The organism is Desulfitobacterium metallireducens DSM 15288, from assembly GCF_000231405.2.
Taxonomy (GTDB): domain Bacteria; phylum Bacillota; class Desulfitobacteriia; order Desulfitobacteriales; family Desulfitobacteriaceae; genus Desulfitobacterium_A; species Desulfitobacterium_A metallireducens.
The window spans coordinates 2,399,899-2,418,810 of sequence record NZ_CP007032.1 but is presented as its reverse complement, the minus strand read 5'-3'; the positions used below and the strand labels follow the sequence as shown (position 1 = coordinate 2,418,810).

General features: G+C 44.0%; 21 protein-coding genes and 1 other annotated feature. All 21 genes read left to right on the top strand.

Annotation, left to right across the window (positions count from 1 at the left end):
• Positions 1–74: 74 nt before the first annotated feature.
• The 21 genes from DESME_RS11810 to ileS all read left to right on the top strand — a co-directional run bounded on the left by DESME_RS11810 (position 75) and on the right by ileS (position 18,891).
• Positions 75–875: a hypothetical protein gene (locus tag DESME_RS11810; RefSeq protein ID WP_006716642.1), complete on the top strand. Its 801-nt coding sequence runs from the start codon at positions 75–77 to the stop codon at positions 873–875.
• Entirely contained in the window at positions 790–1,668 is an 879-nt protein-coding gene (gene murB / locus DESME_RS11805) for a UDP-N-acetylmuramate dehydrogenase (RefSeq protein WP_174377960.1), read from the top strand. Before DESME_RS11810 ends, murB begins: the two co-directional genes overlap by 86 nt.
• A 30-nt stretch (positions 1,669–1,698) precedes the next feature.
• Positions 1,699–2,958, top strand: coding sequence for a UDP-N-acetylglucosamine 1-carboxyvinyltransferase (gene murA / locus DESME_RS11800; protein WP_006716640.1), 1,260 nt, complete (start codon positions 1,699–1,701; stop codon positions 2,956–2,958).
• A 61-nt stretch (positions 2,959–3,019) separates the two neighbouring features.
• Entirely contained in the window at positions 3,020–3,745 is a 726-nt protein-coding gene (locus DESME_RS11795) for a cell division protein FtsQ/DivIB (RefSeq protein ID WP_006716639.1), read from the top strand.
• An 18-nt stretch (positions 3,746–3,763) separates the two neighbouring features.
• Positions 3,764–4,093 (top strand): small basic family protein, encoded by a 330-nt coding sequence (locus DESME_RS11790; RefSeq protein WP_006716638.1) that lies wholly within the window; start codon positions 3,764–3,766, stop codon positions 4,091–4,093.
• 155 nt (positions 4,094–4,248) lie between these two features.
• Positions 4,249–5,313: a cell division protein FtsZ gene (gene ftsZ / locus DESME_RS11785; protein WP_006716637.1), complete on the top strand. Its 1,065-nt coding sequence runs from the start codon at positions 4,249–4,251 to the stop codon at positions 5,311–5,313.
• Between the two features lie 182 nt (positions 5,314–5,495).
• A complete protein-coding gene (locus DESME_RS11780) occupies positions 5,496–6,401 on the top strand; it encodes a sigma-E processing peptidase SpoIIGA (RefSeq protein WP_006716636.1) in 906 nt (301 codons plus the stop codon).
• Between the two features lie 3 nt (positions 6,402–6,404).
• Positions 6,405–7,130, top strand: a complete 726-nt coding sequence (gene sigE, locus DESME_RS11775) for an RNA polymerase sporulation sigma factor SigE (protein ID WP_006716635.1) — start codon at positions 6,405–6,407, stop codon at positions 7,128–7,130.
• Positions 7,131–7,190: 60 nt separating this feature from the next.
• Positions 7,191–7,964: an RNA polymerase sporulation sigma factor SigG gene (sigG, locus tag DESME_RS11770; RefSeq protein WP_006716634.1), complete on the top strand. Its 774-nt coding sequence runs from the start codon at positions 7,191–7,193 to the stop codon at positions 7,962–7,964.
• Positions 7,965–8,040: 76 nt separating this feature from the next.
• A complete protein-coding gene (locus tag DESME_RS11765; RefSeq protein WP_006716633.1) occupies positions 8,041–8,313 on the top strand; it encodes a YlmC/YmxH family sporulation protein in 273 nt (90 codons plus the stop codon).
• Positions 8,314–8,572: 259 nt separating this feature from the next.
• Positions 8,573–9,379, top strand: a complete 807-nt coding sequence (gene pgeF, locus DESME_RS11760) for a peptidoglycan editing factor PgeF (protein WP_006716632.1) — start codon at positions 8,573–8,575, stop codon at positions 9,377–9,379.
• Between the two features lie 15 nt (positions 9,380–9,394).
• On the top strand, positions 9,395–10,078 hold the full coding sequence (locus tag DESME_RS11755) for a response regulator transcription factor (protein WP_006716631.1): 684 nt from the start codon (positions 9,395–9,397) through the stop codon (positions 10,076–10,078).
• Between the two features lie 5 nt (positions 10,079–10,083).
• The gene (pnpS, locus tag DESME_RS11750; RefSeq protein WP_006716630.1) at positions 10,084–11,475 is read left to right on the top strand and encodes a two-component system histidine kinase PnpS; all 1,392 of its coding nucleotides are present in this window, start codon (positions 10,084–10,086) and stop codon (positions 11,473–11,475) included.
• Positions 11,459–12,403 carry a biotin/lipoyl attachment domain-containing protein gene (locus DESME_RS11745; RefSeq protein WP_006716629.1) on the top strand — a complete coding sequence of 315 codons (945 nt, stop codon included), beginning with the start codon at positions 11,459–11,461 and terminating at the stop codon, positions 12,401–12,403. The genes pnpS and DESME_RS11745 overlap by 17 nt, the downstream gene beginning before the upstream one ends.
• Before the next feature lie 61 nt (positions 12,404–12,464).
• Positions 12,465–13,175: a YggS family pyridoxal phosphate-dependent enzyme gene (locus DESME_RS11740; RefSeq protein ID WP_006716628.1), complete on the top strand. Its 711-nt coding sequence runs from the start codon at positions 12,465–12,467 to the stop codon at positions 13,173–13,175.
• A 36-nt stretch (positions 13,176–13,211) separates the two neighbouring features.
• Positions 13,212–13,661: a cell division protein SepF gene (locus tag DESME_RS11735; protein WP_006716627.1), complete on the top strand. Its 450-nt coding sequence runs from the start codon at positions 13,212–13,214 to the stop codon at positions 13,659–13,661.
• 26 nt (positions 13,662–13,687) lie between these two features.
• Positions 13,688–13,969, top strand: coding sequence for a YggT family protein (locus DESME_RS11730; protein WP_242837403.1), 282 nt, complete (start codon positions 13,688–13,690; stop codon positions 13,967–13,969).
• Entirely contained in the window at positions 13,966–14,763 is a 798-nt protein-coding gene (locus DESME_RS11725) for a YlmH family RNA-binding protein (protein WP_006716625.1), read from the top strand. The genes DESME_RS11730 and DESME_RS11725 overlap by 4 nt, the downstream gene beginning before the upstream one ends.
• A 15-nt stretch (positions 14,764–14,778) precedes the next feature.
• Positions 14,779–15,294: a DivIVA domain-containing protein gene (locus DESME_RS11720; protein ID WP_006716624.1), complete on the top strand. Its 516-nt coding sequence runs from the start codon at positions 14,779–14,781 to the stop codon at positions 15,292–15,294.
• Between the two features lie 65 nt (positions 15,295–15,359).
• Complete coding sequence (locus DESME_RS11715; RefSeq protein WP_006716623.1) at positions 15,360–15,827, top strand: hypothetical protein; 468 nt, start codon at positions 15,360–15,362, stop codon at positions 15,825–15,827.
• Positions 15,828–15,847: 20 nt separating this feature from the next.
• Positions 15,848–16,053, top strand: a binding site (T-box leader).
• Positions 16,054–16,119: 66 nt separating this feature from the next.
• Positions 16,120–18,891, top strand: a complete 2,772-nt coding sequence (ileS, locus tag DESME_RS11710; RefSeq protein ID WP_006716622.1) for an isoleucine--tRNA ligase — start codon at positions 16,120–16,122, stop codon at positions 18,889–18,891.
• Positions 18,892–18,912: the final 21 nt, after the last annotated feature.

Genomic DNA, 18,912 nt, shown 5'->3' with positions numbered 1-18,912 from the left:
AATCGGCTCTCAATTCACACCTTCTTGACGGTTGGCATAACATATGACAGTCAGAAGGAAGGGAGTGGATTGTCATGTGGCCAACGCGGAAGATTCTCATACTTACGCCGCATGGTTCAGAAGAAGGGCTAGGCTTTCAAGCTTTGCTCGAGGCCTTACAGATTCAGACGATTCTCAGGCAAGTTTCGGCTGATGAGCCGTTAGATTTAACGAGCCTGATGGGGGCTAAGGACGAAGATTTCCCGGATCTTGGCCCAACAGAGATCGTTTATTGGCCGGAGTTTGAATTTGAAAATGATTATCGCCAGTGGGGAGAAAGTCAGGGCTTGCTCCAAGAGTCAGTTGAGGATTTCTTACATAGACTATGGGAGCAAGAGGTAATCCTTCCCGTTTTTGAAAGTCTGCTACAAGAGGGGCGACCTTTACTTTGGGAGCTGTTATCGGAAGCAGGTTATGAGCCTTCTCTTCTCTGGTATGGAGCGGATCGTCATTGGGTTGCTGAACAAGGACGGGGCCTGCATTGGGTGGTTTCCGAGAATTGGTTAAAAGCACTCGTTAAAGATATGCCTATAGGAAGGCAATTCAAACGCTGGTTTCCTGAAGGCGACTGGGTGATCAGTGAGGCCTTCGTGGATTTCTATGCTGAACGAGAAAATTTCCGCTACTTCGGAAGGCTTCAACGTTATCCGGAGCCTGAAGCTGAGGAAAGTATTTATCGTTCAATCCTGCTGGGTTTACAGATGGGAGTATCCTGGTGGGAAGTGAAGAAGAACATAAGGTGGAATGGGAATGCTATTGAACGGGATCGAGGGACGAATAGAGAAGAATGTTTCGTTGAAGAACCTGAGTACGTGGAGGATCGGTGGTACAGCTGAATGGGTGGTATGGCCAAAATCAGTTGCTGAAATGGAGAAGCTTTGGCGTTTTTCCCAACAGGAGAATATCCCAATCCGCCTGATTGGGCGCGGGTCAAATCTGCTTTTCCCAGACGAAGGATTGAAAGGAATTACGGTTGTCACCACGTCCTTAACTAGTGAGGTATGGGGAGAATGCAGTTTGCAGGCTGAGATGGGATGTTCCGTAGCTCGTTTAGCTCAGGAGGCAGGCGAGAAGGGCTTCAGCGGGTTAGAGTTTGCTCGGGGTATTCCAGGGACTCTTGGCGGAGCAATCGTCATGAACGCGGGTGCGCATGGCGGGGAAATCCAGAATGTGCTTTATAAAGTTATGGTCTTAACTGAGGAGGGTCAGATCGAGACTTTGAGTAAAGAGGAGCTAACCTTTGGATATCGCGAATGTTCACTGCGAGGTAAAGGTTGGATATTAGCAGCAGAACTCAAATTTAAGCCGGGAAAAATAGAAACGATTAAGGCGCAGATGGCTGAGAATCTGGCGAAACGTAAAGCAGCGCAACCTTTAGAGCTACCCAATGCAGGCAGTGTATTCCGTAATCCTCCGGGTGATTCTGCTGGTAAGCTTATTGAACAAGCGGGTTGGAAAGGCAAAGGTATAGGCGGGGCCCAAGTCGCATCTAAACATGGTAACTTCATCGTAAATGTTGGGAATGCCACAGCTGCCGATGTATTAGCTTTAATCCAAGCCATTCAGAGGGACGTTTTTGAAAAATACGGAGTTGAGCTCCGAACCGAAGTCCATTATATGACCTCATAATTTGCATAACCGCATAGAGGAGGTATTTCTATGACGATGGACCGCTACGTCATCACAGGAAAACAAAGGCTGGAAGGAAAGATACGGACCAGTGGAGCCAAAAATGCCTCATTACCTTTATTGGCGGCGACTCTTCTTGCTTCCGGGCGATCGAACCTGCTAGAAATTCCGCATCTAGCAGATATTGAACATATGATCGAAGTGTTGCAATACTTAGGAGCAGAAGTCGCATTTAACAAGGAAGGTCTGATTGTCGACTCCTCAAATCTGAAGTGCTGGGAGGTCGATGAAAATTTGATGCGCCAAATGCGAGCCTCAAATTTGATTTTAGGACCGATGCTGGCACGGAATGGTCGGGTTAGAATTTCGCGACCAGGAGGTTGTGCGATTGGCTCCCGGCCTATGGATCAGCACATCAAAGGCCTTCAGGAGTTAGGCGTTAAGGTCAAGGAGAGACATGGCTACATTGAGGCCTGGGCAGATGAGCTTAGAGGTGCAGATGTCTATTTCGATGTACCGAGTGTCGGAGCAACCGAGAATGTCATGATGGCCGCTGTATTAGCTAAGGGAACAACGCTGATCCATAATGCGGCACGTGAACCGGAAATCGTGGATTTGCAGAACTTCCTGAATAAGATGGGGGCAAAAGTTCGGGGGGCGGGTATGGATATTCTCCGGATTGACGGAGTGACTCAACTCAAGCCCACTGAGCATACGGTGATACCTGATAGAATTGAGGCTGGGACGCACATGATTGCTGCTGTTATGACTCAGGGCGATATTGAAGTCGAAAATGTAATTCCTGAGCATCTAGAACCTGTAATTGCAAAGCTTCGCCAAATCGGGGCTAAGGTCCAAATTGGGGATGATGCAGTTCGTGTCCGCAGAACAGGTAGAATCAAAGGCGTAGATTGCAAAACGATGCCTTATCCCGGATTTCCAACGGATATGCAACCTCAGTTTATGGCGTTGCTGGCTATGGCAGAGGAAACAAGCGTAATCACAGAGACGATTTTTGAAAACCGGTTTCAGCATGTCGATGAATTGCGCCGTATGGGAGCACAAATCACGATTGAAGGTCGGACAGCAATCATTCGCGGGGTTGAAAACTTAGAGGGTGCGTTTGTTGAAGCGACTGATTTAAGAGCAGGTGCTGCACTTTTTCTTGCTGCTCTGGCAGCGGAAGATGCGACGGTGCTAGAAAAGGTCGGTCATATTGATCGTGGCTATGAAAATCTCGAGGAGAAATACCGTCAAATTGGAGCCAAGCTAACTCGGGTTAAGTCTTAGTACAAAAAAGGCATGACAGTTGAGGCTGTATTCGTTATACTTGGGTCAAGGGGGAACAGACATGGCACCCATGAAAACGAATGCAGCCTTTTTTTATGTTGCAATATTGGTTATCCTACTGGTAGCGGGCTCGACACTTTTTCTTCGATCGAGTTACTTCACAATTCAAAATATCAAAGTCGAGGGTTTAGATCAGATCCCTCAGCTTGAAATTGATCGCTTGATGAGTAGTGCTAAAGGACAGAATATTATTCTTGTGGATCAGGAGAGCTTAAGAAAAAAAGTGACTCTACATCCTCTAGTTAAAAGCATTCAATTTAAACGGCAATTTCCTCAAACTCTGGTCGCTCAGGTTACGGAGCGAACCCCTGTCGCATTGGTTGTTGTTCCTAACGGTGTAGTTAAAGTTGATGATCAAGGGATCTTCCTCCAGAGAAGCGAAGGTTGGCCAGATCATAGCTATCCTGTAATTAATGGTGTTACGATACCCGATACGGCGGGTCCAGGCCAAGAACTTAAACTTCCCGGTTTGGAGGCAGCTCTACTTCTTTTACAAGAATCCCCTTCAGAAATTTTACCTTTGATTGGGGAAGTTTATGTAAACCCCATTGAGCAAATTACACTTTATTTGACCAGTGGAGTTGAAGTACGGTTAGGACAAGCTCAAGACTGGAAAGATAAATTAGCAGGGCTTTACCAACTCCTTAATGACCCGGGCTATAAAACCGTTGAAAACGGAGTGAGGTATATTGATTTTACGGCTGCCAAGCCTGTTATTGGCCGATGATGAGGAGGATTATTGATAATGTGGTTACCATTTTTAGGTTTGTTGCTGGGTTTATCGATTGGGTGGTTTAGTCCCTTTACCGTTCCGGTAGAGTACTCCAAGTATTTATCTGTTGCGATTTTAGCGGCTTTGGATTCTGTTTTAGGAGGATTGAGGTCAGCTCAAGAAGAGCATTTTGACTCAACAATTTTCCTGACCGGTTTCTTTACTAATATCCTGCTCGCAGGCTTGTTGGCCTATATCGGCGATCGGATTGGCGTGGATCTATATCTAGCTGCAGTCGTCGCCTTTGGGGTGCGTTTATTTAACAACTTGGCAATTATTAGAAGAAATTTAATAAAAAAATAAGATCCATCCTATATTTTTAGTCCTTTTAGCAGAAAAAAATGTTCGTGAAAAAAGGAATATTGGGCTTGTACATAGAACTTCTATGCAAGTCTGAAAAGGTTCGATTATGAAGATGATGGATAAATAGTTGAATTTACGAGGGGGAGAAACGCTAGATGCTTGAATTTGACATGGACTTTGATCAGTTTGCAGGGATAAAGGTCGTCGGTGTTGGTGGCGGAGGAAATAATGCGGTAAACCGCATGATTACAGCAGGGCTTAAGGGTGTTGATTTTGTATCTGTAAATACAGATGCACAGGCATTAAACCTTTCGCGGGCAGGACAAAAAGTTCAGATTGGCTTGAAACTGACGAAGGGCTTAGGAGCTGGCGCAAACCCAGAGGTTGGAGCAAAAGCGGCTGAGGAAAGTCGGGAAGAACTTCTTGAAACCTTAAAGGGTGTTGATATGGTTTTTGTCACAGCAGGCATGGGAGGCGGTACTGGAACCGGAGCTGCTCCAATTGTTGCTGAAGTGGCAAAAGAGCTAGGGGCACTCACTGTAGGGGTAGTCACCCGTCCTTTTACTTTTGAGGGACGCAAACGAGCGATGCAAGCTGAAAAAGGAATTGCTGAATTAAAAAGCAAAGTGGATACCTTAATTACGATACCGAATGATCGCTTGTTGCAAGTGGTTGATAAGAATACGACGATTCATGAGGCGTTCAGGATTGCGGATGATGTTCTGCGTCAAGGTGTTCAAGGAATCTCCGATTTAATTGCTGTTCCAGGTCTGATTAATCTAGACTTTGCTGACGTGAAAACGATTATGAGAAATACTGGCTCAGCCTTAATGGGCATTGGACAAGCCAGTGGTGAAAATCGGGCTTCAGATGCGGCACGTAAAGCAATATCTAGCCCACTCTTGGAAACCTCGATTGAAGGAGCCAAAGGTGTGCTTCTCAATATTACAGGCGGGCAAAATCTGACCTTGTTTGAAGTCAATGAAGCTTCTGAAATTATTGCTGAAGCTGCTGATCCAGAGGCAAATATTATTTTTGGAGCAGTTATTGATGAAACGTTGAAGGAAGAAGTTAGAGTTACAGTTATTGCCACGGGTTTTGATCAGACACAGAGTTCTTTCGGTAAAACTGGAACGACAGCAGAACAGGTGATTCGACCTGTAGCAGCGGCTTCATCAGATGAACTCGATATTCCTGAATTTTTACGCCGTCGTCGGTAATCAGTTAATATTAAGTTTCGATTATAAAGGAGTTAGCCTAAGGGCTAGCTCCTTTTCTATATATCTCGTCAAGACTCGCCTGCGTTTTCCTAAAAATTCCCACGTAATACGACAGGTTTTATTCACCATCTAAGGTATAATTTGAACAGAAACGTACAGGGACAAAAGGGGCTGCCTTAAAGATGGTCGTGAGGTATCTTGATCTTGATCTGATGATCAATGGAATAATGGATCTCTTTCTTCTTTATTTAACGGCCCGACTCCTCAATATCTCAACGCATGGATATCGCATGTTGGGAGGAGTGTTCCTGGGTGAGTTTTCAGTTATTCTCTCGGCGTATTGGCCAGCTTCGACATTCTTGCTTCTGAGCAAGGTCCTTACCCCTCTAGCAATGGTTTGGGTCAGTTTTGCACCGGGTGGTCGGCGAGTTTTTCTTAAACGTTTGACCTTGTTCTGGATCTTATCTGCGGGTTTGGGAGGCATCGTCTTTGCTCTGTGGGGTTGGGTAGAATTTGATGGATTAGGATCCTCTGTATTTAACTTAGGTATACGAAACTTCTGGGTATTACCCTTAGGTGTTCTCCTCTGGTGGGGCGGGCAGAAGCTTTGGATGAGATGGTTAGCAAAAGCGATGCAATTAAAGACTGTAGTTTATGATCTTGGAATTGATTTTGAAGAAGATAGCGAGCCAATTAAAGTGAGAGCAATGTTGGACACGGGCAATCAACTGAGAGATCCTCTTACGGGGACTCCCGTTCTCCTTGTCGAAGAGGATATAGCCGCAACAGCCTTGCCCGAAAACTTACGTTCCATACTTCAAGCTCCTTGGCGTGAGCTAGAGGATCCCTGGCCCTGGCTCTGGAAGGCCGATCCTATTTGGATGAGAACTTTCGTGTTTATTCCCTATCAATCCGTCGGACACCAAAGCTGGCTATTGGGAATTCGGCCGCACCGCGTTTTTTTCTATTCAGACCCTGAAGGCCAGGAAATCAAAGCAACATTAGCTTTAGTACAACAATCCTTAAGCCCGGATGGTGAATACCAGGCCTTGTTACATCCGGAACAAGTTCAAGGAAGCGGAGGTTGACCTATGAGCTGGTATAAGAAAATTTGGAATAGATTTTACATTTTATGGGGCATGCTTCTTCAAAGACTCAGCGGCCGCAAGGGAATTTATTATGTTGGCAGCAGCGAGGCTTTACCTCCTCCCTTAAGTTTAGATGAAGAAGTTGATCTGCTGGAACGGCTCGAAATGGGAGATCCAACGGTTCGTGATATTTTGATCGCGCGCAATCTTAGGTTAGTTGTGTATATTGCACGCAAATTTGAAAATACGGGTATTGGAATTGAAGATCTGGTTTCAATAGGAACAATAGGACTAATTAAGGCCGTCAATACATTTGATCCTCAAAAGAAGATTAAACTAGCTACATACGCTTCTAGATGTATCGAAAATGAGATCCTTATGTATTTGCGGAGAAATAATAAGACCCGATCAGAAGTTTCTTTTGATGAGCCTTTAAATATCGATTGGGACGGCAACGAACTCTTATTATCTGATGTTCTTGGGACAGAAAATGATATTATTTCACGGCCGATCGAAGAAGAAGTGGATCGCCAGCTTCTCCATCTCGCCATGGGACGTCTTTCTGATCGGGAAAAGCTGATCATGGAGCTCCGTTTCGGGTTAGACAACGGAGAGGAAAAAACGCAGAAAGAGGTCGCCGATCGGTTAGGAATTTCTCAATCCTATATTTCAAGGTTGGAAAAACGCATAATTAGGAGATTGAGGAAAGAGTTTTGTCGATTGGAATAACATAAAGTCAGTTAGGGCATACTCACCAAGAGGAAATCGGCTGGGAAGGTGAGTGCTCAAATGGCTTTAAACAAGGTTGAAATTTGTGGAGTGAACACCTCAAAGTTACCTGTCCTAAAGAGTAAGAAAATGACAGAGTTGTTTGTTGCTTATCAAAGTGGGGAGCGTGAAGCCAGGGAAAAATTAGTCTATGGTAATTTGCGACTGGTCCTCAGCGTGATTCAGAGATTCACGAATCGAGGAGAATATGTCGATGATCTCTTCCAGGTGGGATGCATCGGGCTAATGAAAGCAATTGATAATTTTGATTTAGGGCAAAATGTTAAATTCTCAACGTACGCTGTGCCGATGATTATTGGGGAAATCCGGCGGTACCTGCGGGATAACAATCCGATCCGGGTCAGTCGTTCTTTGCGTGATATTGCCTATAAGGCGCTTCAGGTTCGGGATCAGTTAGTGAGTGAATGTTCACGTGAACCGACCGTCTCAGAAATCGCATCCAAATTAACCGTACCTCGAGAAGAAGTCATCTTTGCACTAGATGCAATTCAAGAACCTATTTCGCTTTTTGAGCCTATTTACCATGATGGGGGAGATCCCATTTTTGTGATGGATCAAATTGGTGATGAGAAGCATTCTGATGCAAGTTGGTTAGAAGGTATTGCGGTACGTGAGGCTCTTCGGCGACTAAGTGAGCGAGAAAAGCTCATTTTATCTTTGCGCTTTTTTCATGGCAAAACGCAAATGGAAGTTGCGGATGAGATTGGGATATCCCAAGCCCAAGTTTCACGCTTGGAAAAAGCTGCACTCGGTCACATGCGTAAGTACGTATAACAACAGATAAAAATGTGAGAATCCTGAGTCTTAAACCCTAGTTCCTCTCATATGGATTAGAGAGGGGGGTATATCGATGCGGATCTCTGAACTTCGTATGTTGGATATCGTCAATATTAAGGACGGCCGAAGATTAGGACCAATTAAAGATTTGGATTTGGATTTGGAACGTGGCGTTGTGAAGGGAATTGTTGTTCCTGGAGCGTCCCGCAGTTGGGTTTTTTTTGGTGGAAACCGAACTGAAGATATTACCATTCCCTGGGATCGAGTAAAGAAGATCGGCGTGGATGTTATCTTAGTGGATGCTCAAGGCTTGCCTGACTTAAATTCGGATCCGGAGCACCATTAATTAGCCTCCGTGAAATACTGTTTATCAATATTGCTTGTTTATTTTGCTCCCTTCGGGGAGCTTTTTACGTATTCTACATAACCCAGACTTCGTCTTTTTCTGATAAAGTTAGGCTATGGAACGGGATATATCTGAGATACTGTCAGATTTCCTAGTAAAAGATAGGACTTTGGTAGGTTTTGTGACTGGAAAAATTATGGTATAGTTAAAAGTAAGATATAAAATTGTGCTATATATCTCGAAACACGAGGAGTCGAATATGAACTGGTGTTATCATCAAGGTGAAAAGCTAACTTATCTCACCCTTCCAGAGTGGGAAGAACGTGGAATTCAAGTTGGTTTTTCAACGCGCTGGGGCGGAGTGGGAGAATCTCCCTATGAATCCTTGAATTTAGGGTTACATGTGGGGGACGATCCGGAAATCGTCTTGAGAAATCGAGAGCTCTGGCTACAGGAATGGGATGCGGAGTGGAACGATTTCGTAATAGGGGAACAAGTTCATGGTGTAGAGGTTCAACACGTTGAATCAACTGATGCGGGTCGAGGAAGTAAGGATGTTAAAACGGTTTTGCCTGGAGTAGATGGGTTAATAACAACAAGCTCTCTGGGGTTAATGGCTTTCTTCGCAGACTGCGTGCCTGTATTTTTTTATCATCCAACCCTTGAGGCAATAAGTATTGCTCATGCAGGCTGGAAAGGGACAGTGGGTAAAATCGTGAATAACGTTCTCAGGGAATTTAAAAACCTGGGAGGGGATATTCGCGAATGTTGGGTGGCTCTGGGACCAAGTATTGGCCCCTGCTGTTATGAAGTGGATGAGCGCGTCATGAAGCTTTTTCAAGAGACGTTTAAGGAGACTCCTTTTATAAAGCCCTCTCGTCTTGGTCATGCTCAGCTTGATCTTTGGGAAGCAAATCGTCAATTGTTACTCGAAGCTGGAGTTCTGCCAAAAAATATTTGGAGTGATGGTATTTGTACAGCTTGTCATACAGATCGATTTTTCTCTCATCGCCAGGAAGGACCGATGACGGGGCGGATGGCGGGATGGATACGGCGCAAGGATTGATGAGGAGGGAAATGTATGGCTGTCATTCTAATCGTGGATGATGAAGAGCCCATTCAGGAGCTTTTGAAATTTAATCTTGAAAAGGAAGGCTATACGGTACTTGTGGCCTATGATGGCCCCTCCGCATTGAAGACTGTCGAAGAGAAATGTCCTGACCTAGTGATCCTTGATGTTATGCTTCCTGGAATGGATGGTATGGAAGTATGTAATCAGCTTCGACAAAATCCAAAATCACGTGATATTCCTGTGATTATGTTAACGGCTAAAGTCGAGGAAATCGATAAGGTTTTAGGCCTAGAGTTGGGAGCAGATGACTATTTGACGAAACCCTTTAGTCCGCGGGAGCTTTTAGCCCGTATCCGTGCTCGACTTCGCCGGATTAAACCCCAAATTCAAGAAAACGAATTGGTTCGTGGGGACTTGAAAATGGATTTGAATCGCTTTCAGGTGCTTGTACGTGGAGTGGAGGTCGAATTGACTCCTAAGGAATTTGAACTTCTGCGGGTTCTAGCCACACATCCAGGCAAAGTCTATTCAAGAGATGAACTCTTGGAACAGGTATGGGGTTATGAATATTCAGGGGATACCCGAACGGTAGATGTCCATGTTCGACATTTGCGGCAAAAGGTGGAAAGAGATTCCTCAAACCCTGAATATATTGAGACACTTCGGGGCATAGGCTACCGTTTAAAAGGATAAATAAAATGAAAATAAAGTGGAGAATTTTAAGCACCTATCTGCTAGCAACGTCGCTGACCTTGTTTTTGTTCTGGCTAGGAGAGAGGGCTGTAAACAGAGAAGCTATTGTTTTTGACTGGCCGACTTTTATTCTGGCCCTGATTTTGCCGGGCGGAATCGTTTATTACCTGACGAATCGCTTATGTCTTCGGTTGGATAAACTTTATACCACAGCCCGGTCAATTTCCAAAGGGGATTTTAGTGAAGTGTATTTTCTCGATTCTGCTGATGAAATTGGTAAGATTGGGAAAGAAATGATCACGCTAGCACAGGAATTTAAAATCAGCTTACAAAAAAATACGCAAGAAGCAGAGAAAGTTCAAACAATCCTAGCTGGAATGCAAGAGGGAGTAATTGCGCTTGATCAAGTGGGCCGAGTGGTCCTCGTTAATGCAACAGCGGAAAATATTTTCGATTATACTCAAGATGATTTGAAGGGCAAATATTTTATCGATGTTCAGGGTTATTCCGAATTGGAAGAACTTGTTCAAAGTGCCTTAGAGGAAGGAAAATCTGGAGTTTCAGAAATCACTTTAGGTGAAAGAATTGTTCGGGTTCAGGTTAATCCTTTTCTTGGGGAACAGGATCAAATACGTCCTCGGGGAGCTGTAATTGTTGGTTATGATGTGACAGAACTTCGCAGGTTGGAGCAAGTACGGACTGATTTTGTGGGTAATGTTTCTCATGAACTGCGAACCCCTTTAACCTCGATCAAAGGATTTGTTGAAACGTTACTTGATGGTGCAGCTGATGATCCAGCACTTCGTGAACGCTTTTTGACGATCATCCAAAGAGAAACCTTACGCTTGCAACGTTTAATCGATGATCTCTTAACCCTTTCCCGTATTGAAAATCGACGGACTGATTTAGTTGTGAGTTCAAGCCGAGTTCAGGTAGCCTATGAGAAGATAAAACCCGTGATCTCATCTTATGCAAAGGCGAAAGAACTGGAACTCGTGGTGGAGTTACCTTCCGATTTGCCTGCTGTTGCTATGGGTCCAGATTTACTTAGCCAGGTTCTTCTGAATTTGTTAGAGAATGCAGTGAAATATACAACTACAGGTAAAATTGAGTTGTCAGCATCTCAAAAAGACTCTGTTGTTTATTTAGAGTTTAAGGATACGGGATGTGGAATTCCAGAACAGGATCTCCCTCGGATTTTTGAACGATTTTATCGGGTAGATAAAGCTCGTTCTCGAGAACAAGGGGGTACAGGTTTAGGATTAAGCATTGTTAAACATATTGTTGAGGGTTCGAACGGAAAAATTGGGATTACTTCTCGGTTGGGTTTGGGATCAGTGTTTACCTGTGAATTGCCAGTCGCTGAACAGGGGGAGTTGTATGAAAAAGAAAAGTAAACATACAATGGCTAAAAGGTTGCTCTGGGGGGGGCTGCTCATGACCCTTATCGTTTGTTCCTTGGGCTGGGTGTATCGAGCAAACTGGATGACAGGTTCACTTGAAATTGAACCCGCACAAATGGGGAGTATTGACCATTATGTTAGCGTTAAAGCGATCTTCGCGAATGAAGAGCATGTCATCCCATCTCCCGCCTCAGGAAAAGTAGAATTTCTTGGAAAAGAAGGACAGAGATTCCGGCGTGGGGAAATTGTTGCTCAAATTTATCCGGAGGGAGCAGCTCCGGGGACGAATTCTAATCAGCAATCCGTTAAAGTGAGCATCCCAAAGGGTGGATTATTCTTTCAAAAAGTGGATGGCTTAGAAAGTGTGCTTACTCCTCAAAGTTTAATGGAAATGGACTTAGCGAAAATTCTTGAACAGCAAGAAAATCCCCAAACGAAAGCCGATCTAATTCAAGCGGGGGCTCCCCTGGGAAAAGTGGTCAATAACTTGATTCCAACAGAAGCCTTTGTCGAAGTACAAACGACAGAGGATTTGAGTGTGGGGAAAACGATTAAATTTAACGTTGAAGGGCAGATTTTAAGTGGAAAGATTATGCGTAAGTCAAATACACCTCAGGGAATCGTTGTTCGTTTTAATCAATACCTTGAGGGGACAGTAAACGAGAGAATGCAAGAGGTGAATTGGATAGCACGTCCTTCCGAGAACGGGGTTATCATTTCGAAAAATGCCCTTTTCACGAAGGGAGAGGAAATGGGAGTCTATGTTGTACAGGAAGGAATATTTCAGTTTCACAAAGTAAAAGTTCTGGGGGAAAATGATGCTTCTGTCTGTGTGGAAAACCTTCCTCAGGGTATCCCTGTCGTTCAAAATCCGCGTTCAGGGATTGAAGGTTTGACTGCCAATGTAAAAATCCCATCATAGAGCTGGAATTGGCAGGAAATATGGAAAAAGTGTAGAATCTTTCAGCATGGTGGTGTAATCCGTGAGTATAGAAAATAATTTGAAACAGATTTACCAAAGAATGGGTAAAGCTGCAGAAGGTGCTAGCCGGGGACTGCAAGAAATTAAACTTCTGGCCGTGAGTAAGACGATGAAGGTAGAAGCAGTTAGGGAGGCTTACCAAGCTGGGCAACGTGTTTTTGCTGAAAATCGAGTCCAAGAATGGTTAGAAAAGGCTCCTGCTTTACCGAAAGATTGTGAATGGCATTTGATTGGACGGCTGCAAACCAATAAAGTTAAATATTTGAATGATAATATTACCTTAATCCATTCTCTCGATCGCTTGAATTTACTTAAAACGCTAGAAGAACAGGGAACGAGGCGAGATATTATTTGGCCGGTACTTGTTGAGGTCAATACGGCTCGAGATCCGGATAAAGCGGGGCTAATGAGGGAAGAGCTAGAGGATTTTTTGAATGCGATTGCAGACTGTTCACACGTTCAGGCCTTCGGCTTGATGACGATTGGGGCGTTGGAGGCTACACCAGAAGAGACACAAGGGTTTTTTAGGGAATTGCACCAAATCAGAGATGTGTTGCAAAAGAAAAAAATTCCTCATGTCAATCTTGATGAGCTTTCGATGGGAATGAGCCGGGATTTTGAATTAGCCATTGCAGAGGGAGCGACGATAGTTCGGGTAGGACGACAAATTTTTGGAGATCGTCAAGCCATGAATAAACCTGCTAACATTTAAGTTAATGATAAATCAAATTTAAGGGAGGATACGTGTATGGCTAAAATATTGGACAAAGTGATTGGAATTATGGGATTTGCTGATGAAGAGGATGATGAAGAACTTTTAGAAGAGGAAGTAAGTGAGAAGGACGCTCAAGATGAGCCTCGATCTTCAAGCCGAAAAAGCGCTCAAGTTGTGAGTATACATACTCAGAAACAAGTTAAAGTTGTTGTGATAGAACCCACCTCTTTCGATGAATCTCAGAATATCGCGGATCAGCTTAAAAACCGCCGACCCGTTATTGTTAACTTAGAGAATGCAGACCACAATCTTGCGAAACGAATTGTTGATTTTGTAAGCGGCGCTACTTATGCCCTTGGGGGTAATATGCAAAAAGTGGGTCAAGGAATCTTTCTTTTCGTTCCTAATAATGTAGATATTTCAGGAGAGTCGCATGAGACAATTAAAGAAAAAGGATTCTCATGGTCATTGAGCAGTAAATAAGGAGTGTGGTCTCTATTTCTATCCTCGTGTTTGTTTATTCTGTCATAGATAAAGTTTTGATGCTTCTTGGGTATGCGATTGTCCTTGAAGCTCTTATGTCATGGGTTCCACAGTTATCTAATTCAAAATTCGGAAGTATTCTTTATGATATTACCGAACCGTTGCTAAGACCGTTTAGAAGGTTTCAAATCGGGGGAGCGGGCTTTGGAATTGATCTTTCTCCAATTATCGCTTATTTTTCGATTTATCTCATCCGAGTCATTGTTTTACCTCTAATTTTTGGCCTTTTACAAGAGCTAGGTCTATGAACCATTGGATTGACCGAAATGTATTAGGCTTTTGGCAAGAAAAAGAGATGCGTCTTGAAGCGGCGCATCTCTTAGATCTTGCGGATGAAGCAATAGATAATTCGCTTTCCGTAAGGACACCTTTTTTGGGATTGAGTTTAGCGCAATGGTTTGAGGGAGTTATCCAAAAGGAATCGTTAAGTTATAAGGCACAGGGTGGATTTTCAGATTCAGAGAGGGTATGCTATTTCCTCGGTCAAAATGGACAAGACCTAGACCAGGTACAAAATGGGATCACTCTATTAGAGGTGCTTTCAACAGATCCCCATGTCGCTTTAGAACATCGACAAATTTTAGGGTCTCTGATGGGTCTTGGCCTAAAGAGAGAACTGATTGGGGATATCCATTCTGGAATTCGTGGGATGATCGTCGCTGTTGTCGATGAAATTGCAGATTATTTGCTTCAAGAGTGGAGAATGGCGGGACGGGCCAATATTCGTGTCGAGCGAGTTCAAGGAGAACTCAATCTCCGTGAAGATCCTGGAGAAGAGCGCCGAATTACTGTTGCTTCTTCACGGATTGACGCCATAGTTGCTTCAGGTTTTAATGTTGCCCGAGGCGTTGTTCAAGAATGGATTAGACAAGGAAAGATTAAACGCAATGATCTAATGATTAGCAAACCCGATTTGGAAGTGAAGTCAGGGGATGTTATTTCTTGCCGAGGATATGGACGATTACGCCTTCGTGATGCAAGTGAGACTCGCAAAGGGCGGATTGGCTGGAGTATTATTGTTTTTCAGACACAAAAGCATTAGAAAGGGGACAGAACTATGCCGATGACTCCGATTGACATCAGGAATAAAGAGTTTCGTAAAGGGGTTCGTGGCTACCAAACGGAAGAAGTGGAGAAGTTCCTCGATATGGTCAGTAAAGAATTTGAAGTCGTTTATAGTGAGAATTTCGAACTTCGCGAAAAGGTGCAACGCTTTGAGCAAGAACTTAAACAATATAAACAGCTTGAAGGGACGTTGCAGCAGACAATGGTACTCGCTCAGCAGACAGCCGAGGAAGTGAAGCTATCTGCACGCCATGAAGCTGAACTGATGATCAAAACTGCTGAACAAGAAAAGGCGCAACGCTTTATAGAAGCGCAGAAAAAGATAACTGAGGTTAACGAGGAAATTGAAGATCTTTTCAGAAGAAGAGAGCTGATTCGGACACAATTAAAGTCATTCCTACACGCACAGCTTAATCTTGCAGAATCTTTTAATAAGGAATCCGAACTTTCAATTGATTCTCTTAAGCTAATCAAGAGTCAAGATAATGGTTTGAATCTTGCGGAATAGGTTAGAATCATGGTAGAATGTACGATATCGCTTAGACAATAGTTTATTTAGAAGGATGGCTGGTTATGAAAAGCATATTGTACACGGAACTGGCTTCCGATTTCTTGGTTGAGGGGTTAGGACTACATATTCAGGACAATAGTCTCCCTGTTGGCAAAGTGGGTCGTAGTGATATGGAACTTGTGTCAACCCTCAGTGAGTTAATTTCGTTTCCAGAGGAGATTCAAGTCCTTTATCTTGGAAAGGCTGAACCTGGACCTTTCCGCGCGGGGGATGTCCTCATGGCAGGAAGCGATGAATTGCTTGATCGTGCGTTTCAAGCACTTGATGTCATGGAGCAACGTGGAGTCGTTGTTGGTTTATCTAATGAACGTGATGCACATCAAGTCACTTTGGTTAAAGATGGACTTTATGAGATGGTAATTAACTGGAAGGAACGAAAAATTCCCTATCTTTGTTTATTTCTAGTTGAGCCGGTTGATTCTGAAGGAACAGCCAAATTAGTTGGTTTAATCCGTAAAGTTTTAGCTTAATTGTTTGCTTAATTATTTTCGGGAAAACGTGGATAAGGACAGTCCTTGAGATATCCTCTCAAGCGAGCGGGAAATGGTGCAAGCCCGCGAGGTAAGACAAGGAAATCACCTTAGAGTGAGAAGCTGAACGGTTAGAGTAAGCTTCTCCGGATCACCTCCGTTATAGGGTTCCGAGTGGCTCAATTGAGCAACAAGGGTGGCACCGCGAGAATATCCCGTCCCTTTTATGTGGACAGGGATTTTTTTAGTTTTTATCATTACTATGTATAGAATACTTAGGAGGAATCAATTTATGGATTACCGGGATACCTTAAACTTACCAGAAACGGATTTCCCGATGCGGGGCAATTTACCCCAACGTGAACCGGAAATCTTAAAAAAGTGGGAAGAAAACAATCTCTATGAGCACGTTCAAAAAGCTCGAGCAGGACATAAAAAGTTTATACTCCATGATGGGCCTCCTTATGCAAATGGAGATATTCATCTTGGGCATGCGTTAAATAAAGTGCTTAAAGATATCATTGTTAAGTATAAAACGATGATGGGGTACGATGCTCCCTATGTTCCTGGTTGGGATACACATGGTCTACCGATTGAGCAGCAGGTTATTAAGAAGGTGGGACTAAATCGACATGCCGTTTCCACCCTAGAATTTCGCGCGCATTGCAAAGAGTACGCGAAAAAGTATGTCGGTATTCAACGTGAGGGTTTTAAACGTCTAGGCGTACGTGGGGATTGGGATCACCCCTATCTAACTTTCCATAAAGAATATGAAGCTGAGCAAATCGGTGTTTTCGGCGAAATGGCGAAAAAGGGCTATATCTACAAAGGCTTAAAACCTGTGTATTGGTGTCCTTCTTGCGAGACGGCTCTAGCTGAAGCGGAGATTGAATATGCAGATCAGACCTCTTCCGCAATTTATGTAAAATTTGCTGTCAAAGAGGGTAAAGGTATTCTTAACGAAGCGAATACCTACGTTGTCATTTGGACTACGACGCCCTGGACCATTCCGGCCAATGTAGCCATCAGTTTGCATCCAGACTTTACTTATGCTCAAGTCAAGGTTGGGGATGAACATTGGATTGTCGCTGAAGGTCTTCTGGAAAGACTCCGTGCCCTTTGGAATTTGGCATTGCCTGTTGAGAAAACCTTCGTCGGTAAGGATTTAGAGTTGATTACATGTCAACATCCACTCCTCGATAGAGAATCGCTATTAATCCTCGGTGAGCATGTTACACTTGAAGCAGGAACGGGTTGCGTTCATACGGCTCCTGGTCATGGGGAAGATGACTTTATCGTTGGGAAAAAATATGATTTGCCGGTCATTTGTCCAGTCGACCATCAAGGTAAGTTTACTGAAGAAGGCGGACCTTATGTCGGACTGAAAGTTGGTAAAGCTAATCCGATCGTGATTGAAGACCTTACTAAGGCGAATGCTCTAGTACTTGAAGAAAAGATTACCCATAGTTATCCTCACTGCTGGCGCTGCAAAAATCCGATTATTTTCCGCGCAACAGAGCAATGGTTTGCATCAATCGATGGTTTCCGTAAAGAAGCCTTAGAGCAGATTGATCAAGTTCAATGGATTCCGGCTTGGGGTAGAGATCGAATTTACAATATGGTTCGAGATCGAGGAGACTGGTGCATTTCCCGACAACGGACTTGGGGTGTTCCGATCCCGATTTTTTACTGTGAGGATTGCGGCAAAGAGCTCGTTAACGATGAAACGATTGCTAAACTTCAAGAGATCTTCCGTCAAGAAGGTTCAGATGCTTGGTTTGCACATCCAGCTGAAGAACTTCTTCCGGAGGGAACGACCTGCCCTTGTGGGGGCCATGCGTTCCGCAAGGAATCGGATATCATGGATGTTTGGTTTGATTCGGGGACAAGTTATGCTGGAGTTCTCAAGCAGAGAGAGGAACTTACCTGGCCTGCTGACCTCTATTTGGAGGGCTCTGACCAGCATCGAGGTTGGTTTAACTCTTCCTTGTCGACATCTGTCGCCGCTTTTGGCAAGGCTCCCTATAAAGCCGTACTTACTCATGGATTCCTCGTGGATGAGCAAGGGCGGAAACAGTCAAAGTCTTTGGGTAATGGGGTTGATCCGCTTCAAGTCGTGAACCAAATGGGAGCAGATATCTTAAGACTCTGGGTTGCTTCAGCGGATTATAAAAACGATGTAGCAGCTTCTCAACGCATTATGAAACAGATGTCGGAAGCTTACCGAAAGATCCGGAATACTTTACGTTTTCTGCTCAGTAACCTCAATGACTTTGACCCAGCAAAGGATCAAGTTCCTTACGCTGAGCTCCCTGAGATTGATCGCTGGGCGCTTCTTCAACTTGGAAAAGTGATCGACCGTGTGCTTGAAGGGTATGAAAAATATGAGTTCCACTGGGTATATCATACCGTCCATAATTTCTGTACGATTGAGATGAGCGCTATTTATCTCGATATTGCCAAAGATCGCCTCTATGTCGAAGGGAAGAAATCCACACTGCGTCGTTCTGCGCAAACAGTTCTTTATCAGTCCTTGGATGCTCTGGTACGCTTAATTGCTCCGGTACTTACCTTCACAGCGGATGAAATTTGGCCTTATGTCTCAGGTGTAGCTGAAGGGGTAAATATTCAAGTTGAAAAAATGCCTACAGTGAAGCCGGAATGGATGGATGAACAACTTGGAGCTAAATGGGATCAAATCTTATCCTTACGTGCTGAGGTCACGAAGGCTTTGGAGAAAGCCCGTCAAGATAAGCTCATCAATCATCCGCTTACCGCTCAAGTTGATCTTTACACCCCAGCTGATCTCTATGAATTCCTGCAAGGAGTTCCTAACCTTGCGGAAATCTTCATTGTTTCTGATGTTGAGTTACATCAACCCACAGAAGAAACGCCTGTAGAGGCAACTGTAGCCGAAGATATCGAAGGCTTAAGGATTAAGGTCAGCTCAGCAGCTGGTGAAAAGTGTGAACGTTGCTGGATGTATCATACTGAAGTGGGCAAGGATGAAGCCCATCCCACGCTCTGCCCACGGTGTGCCTCAGTTGTTAAAGGAATAGAATAGATTGATTAGCAATCCTAAGGG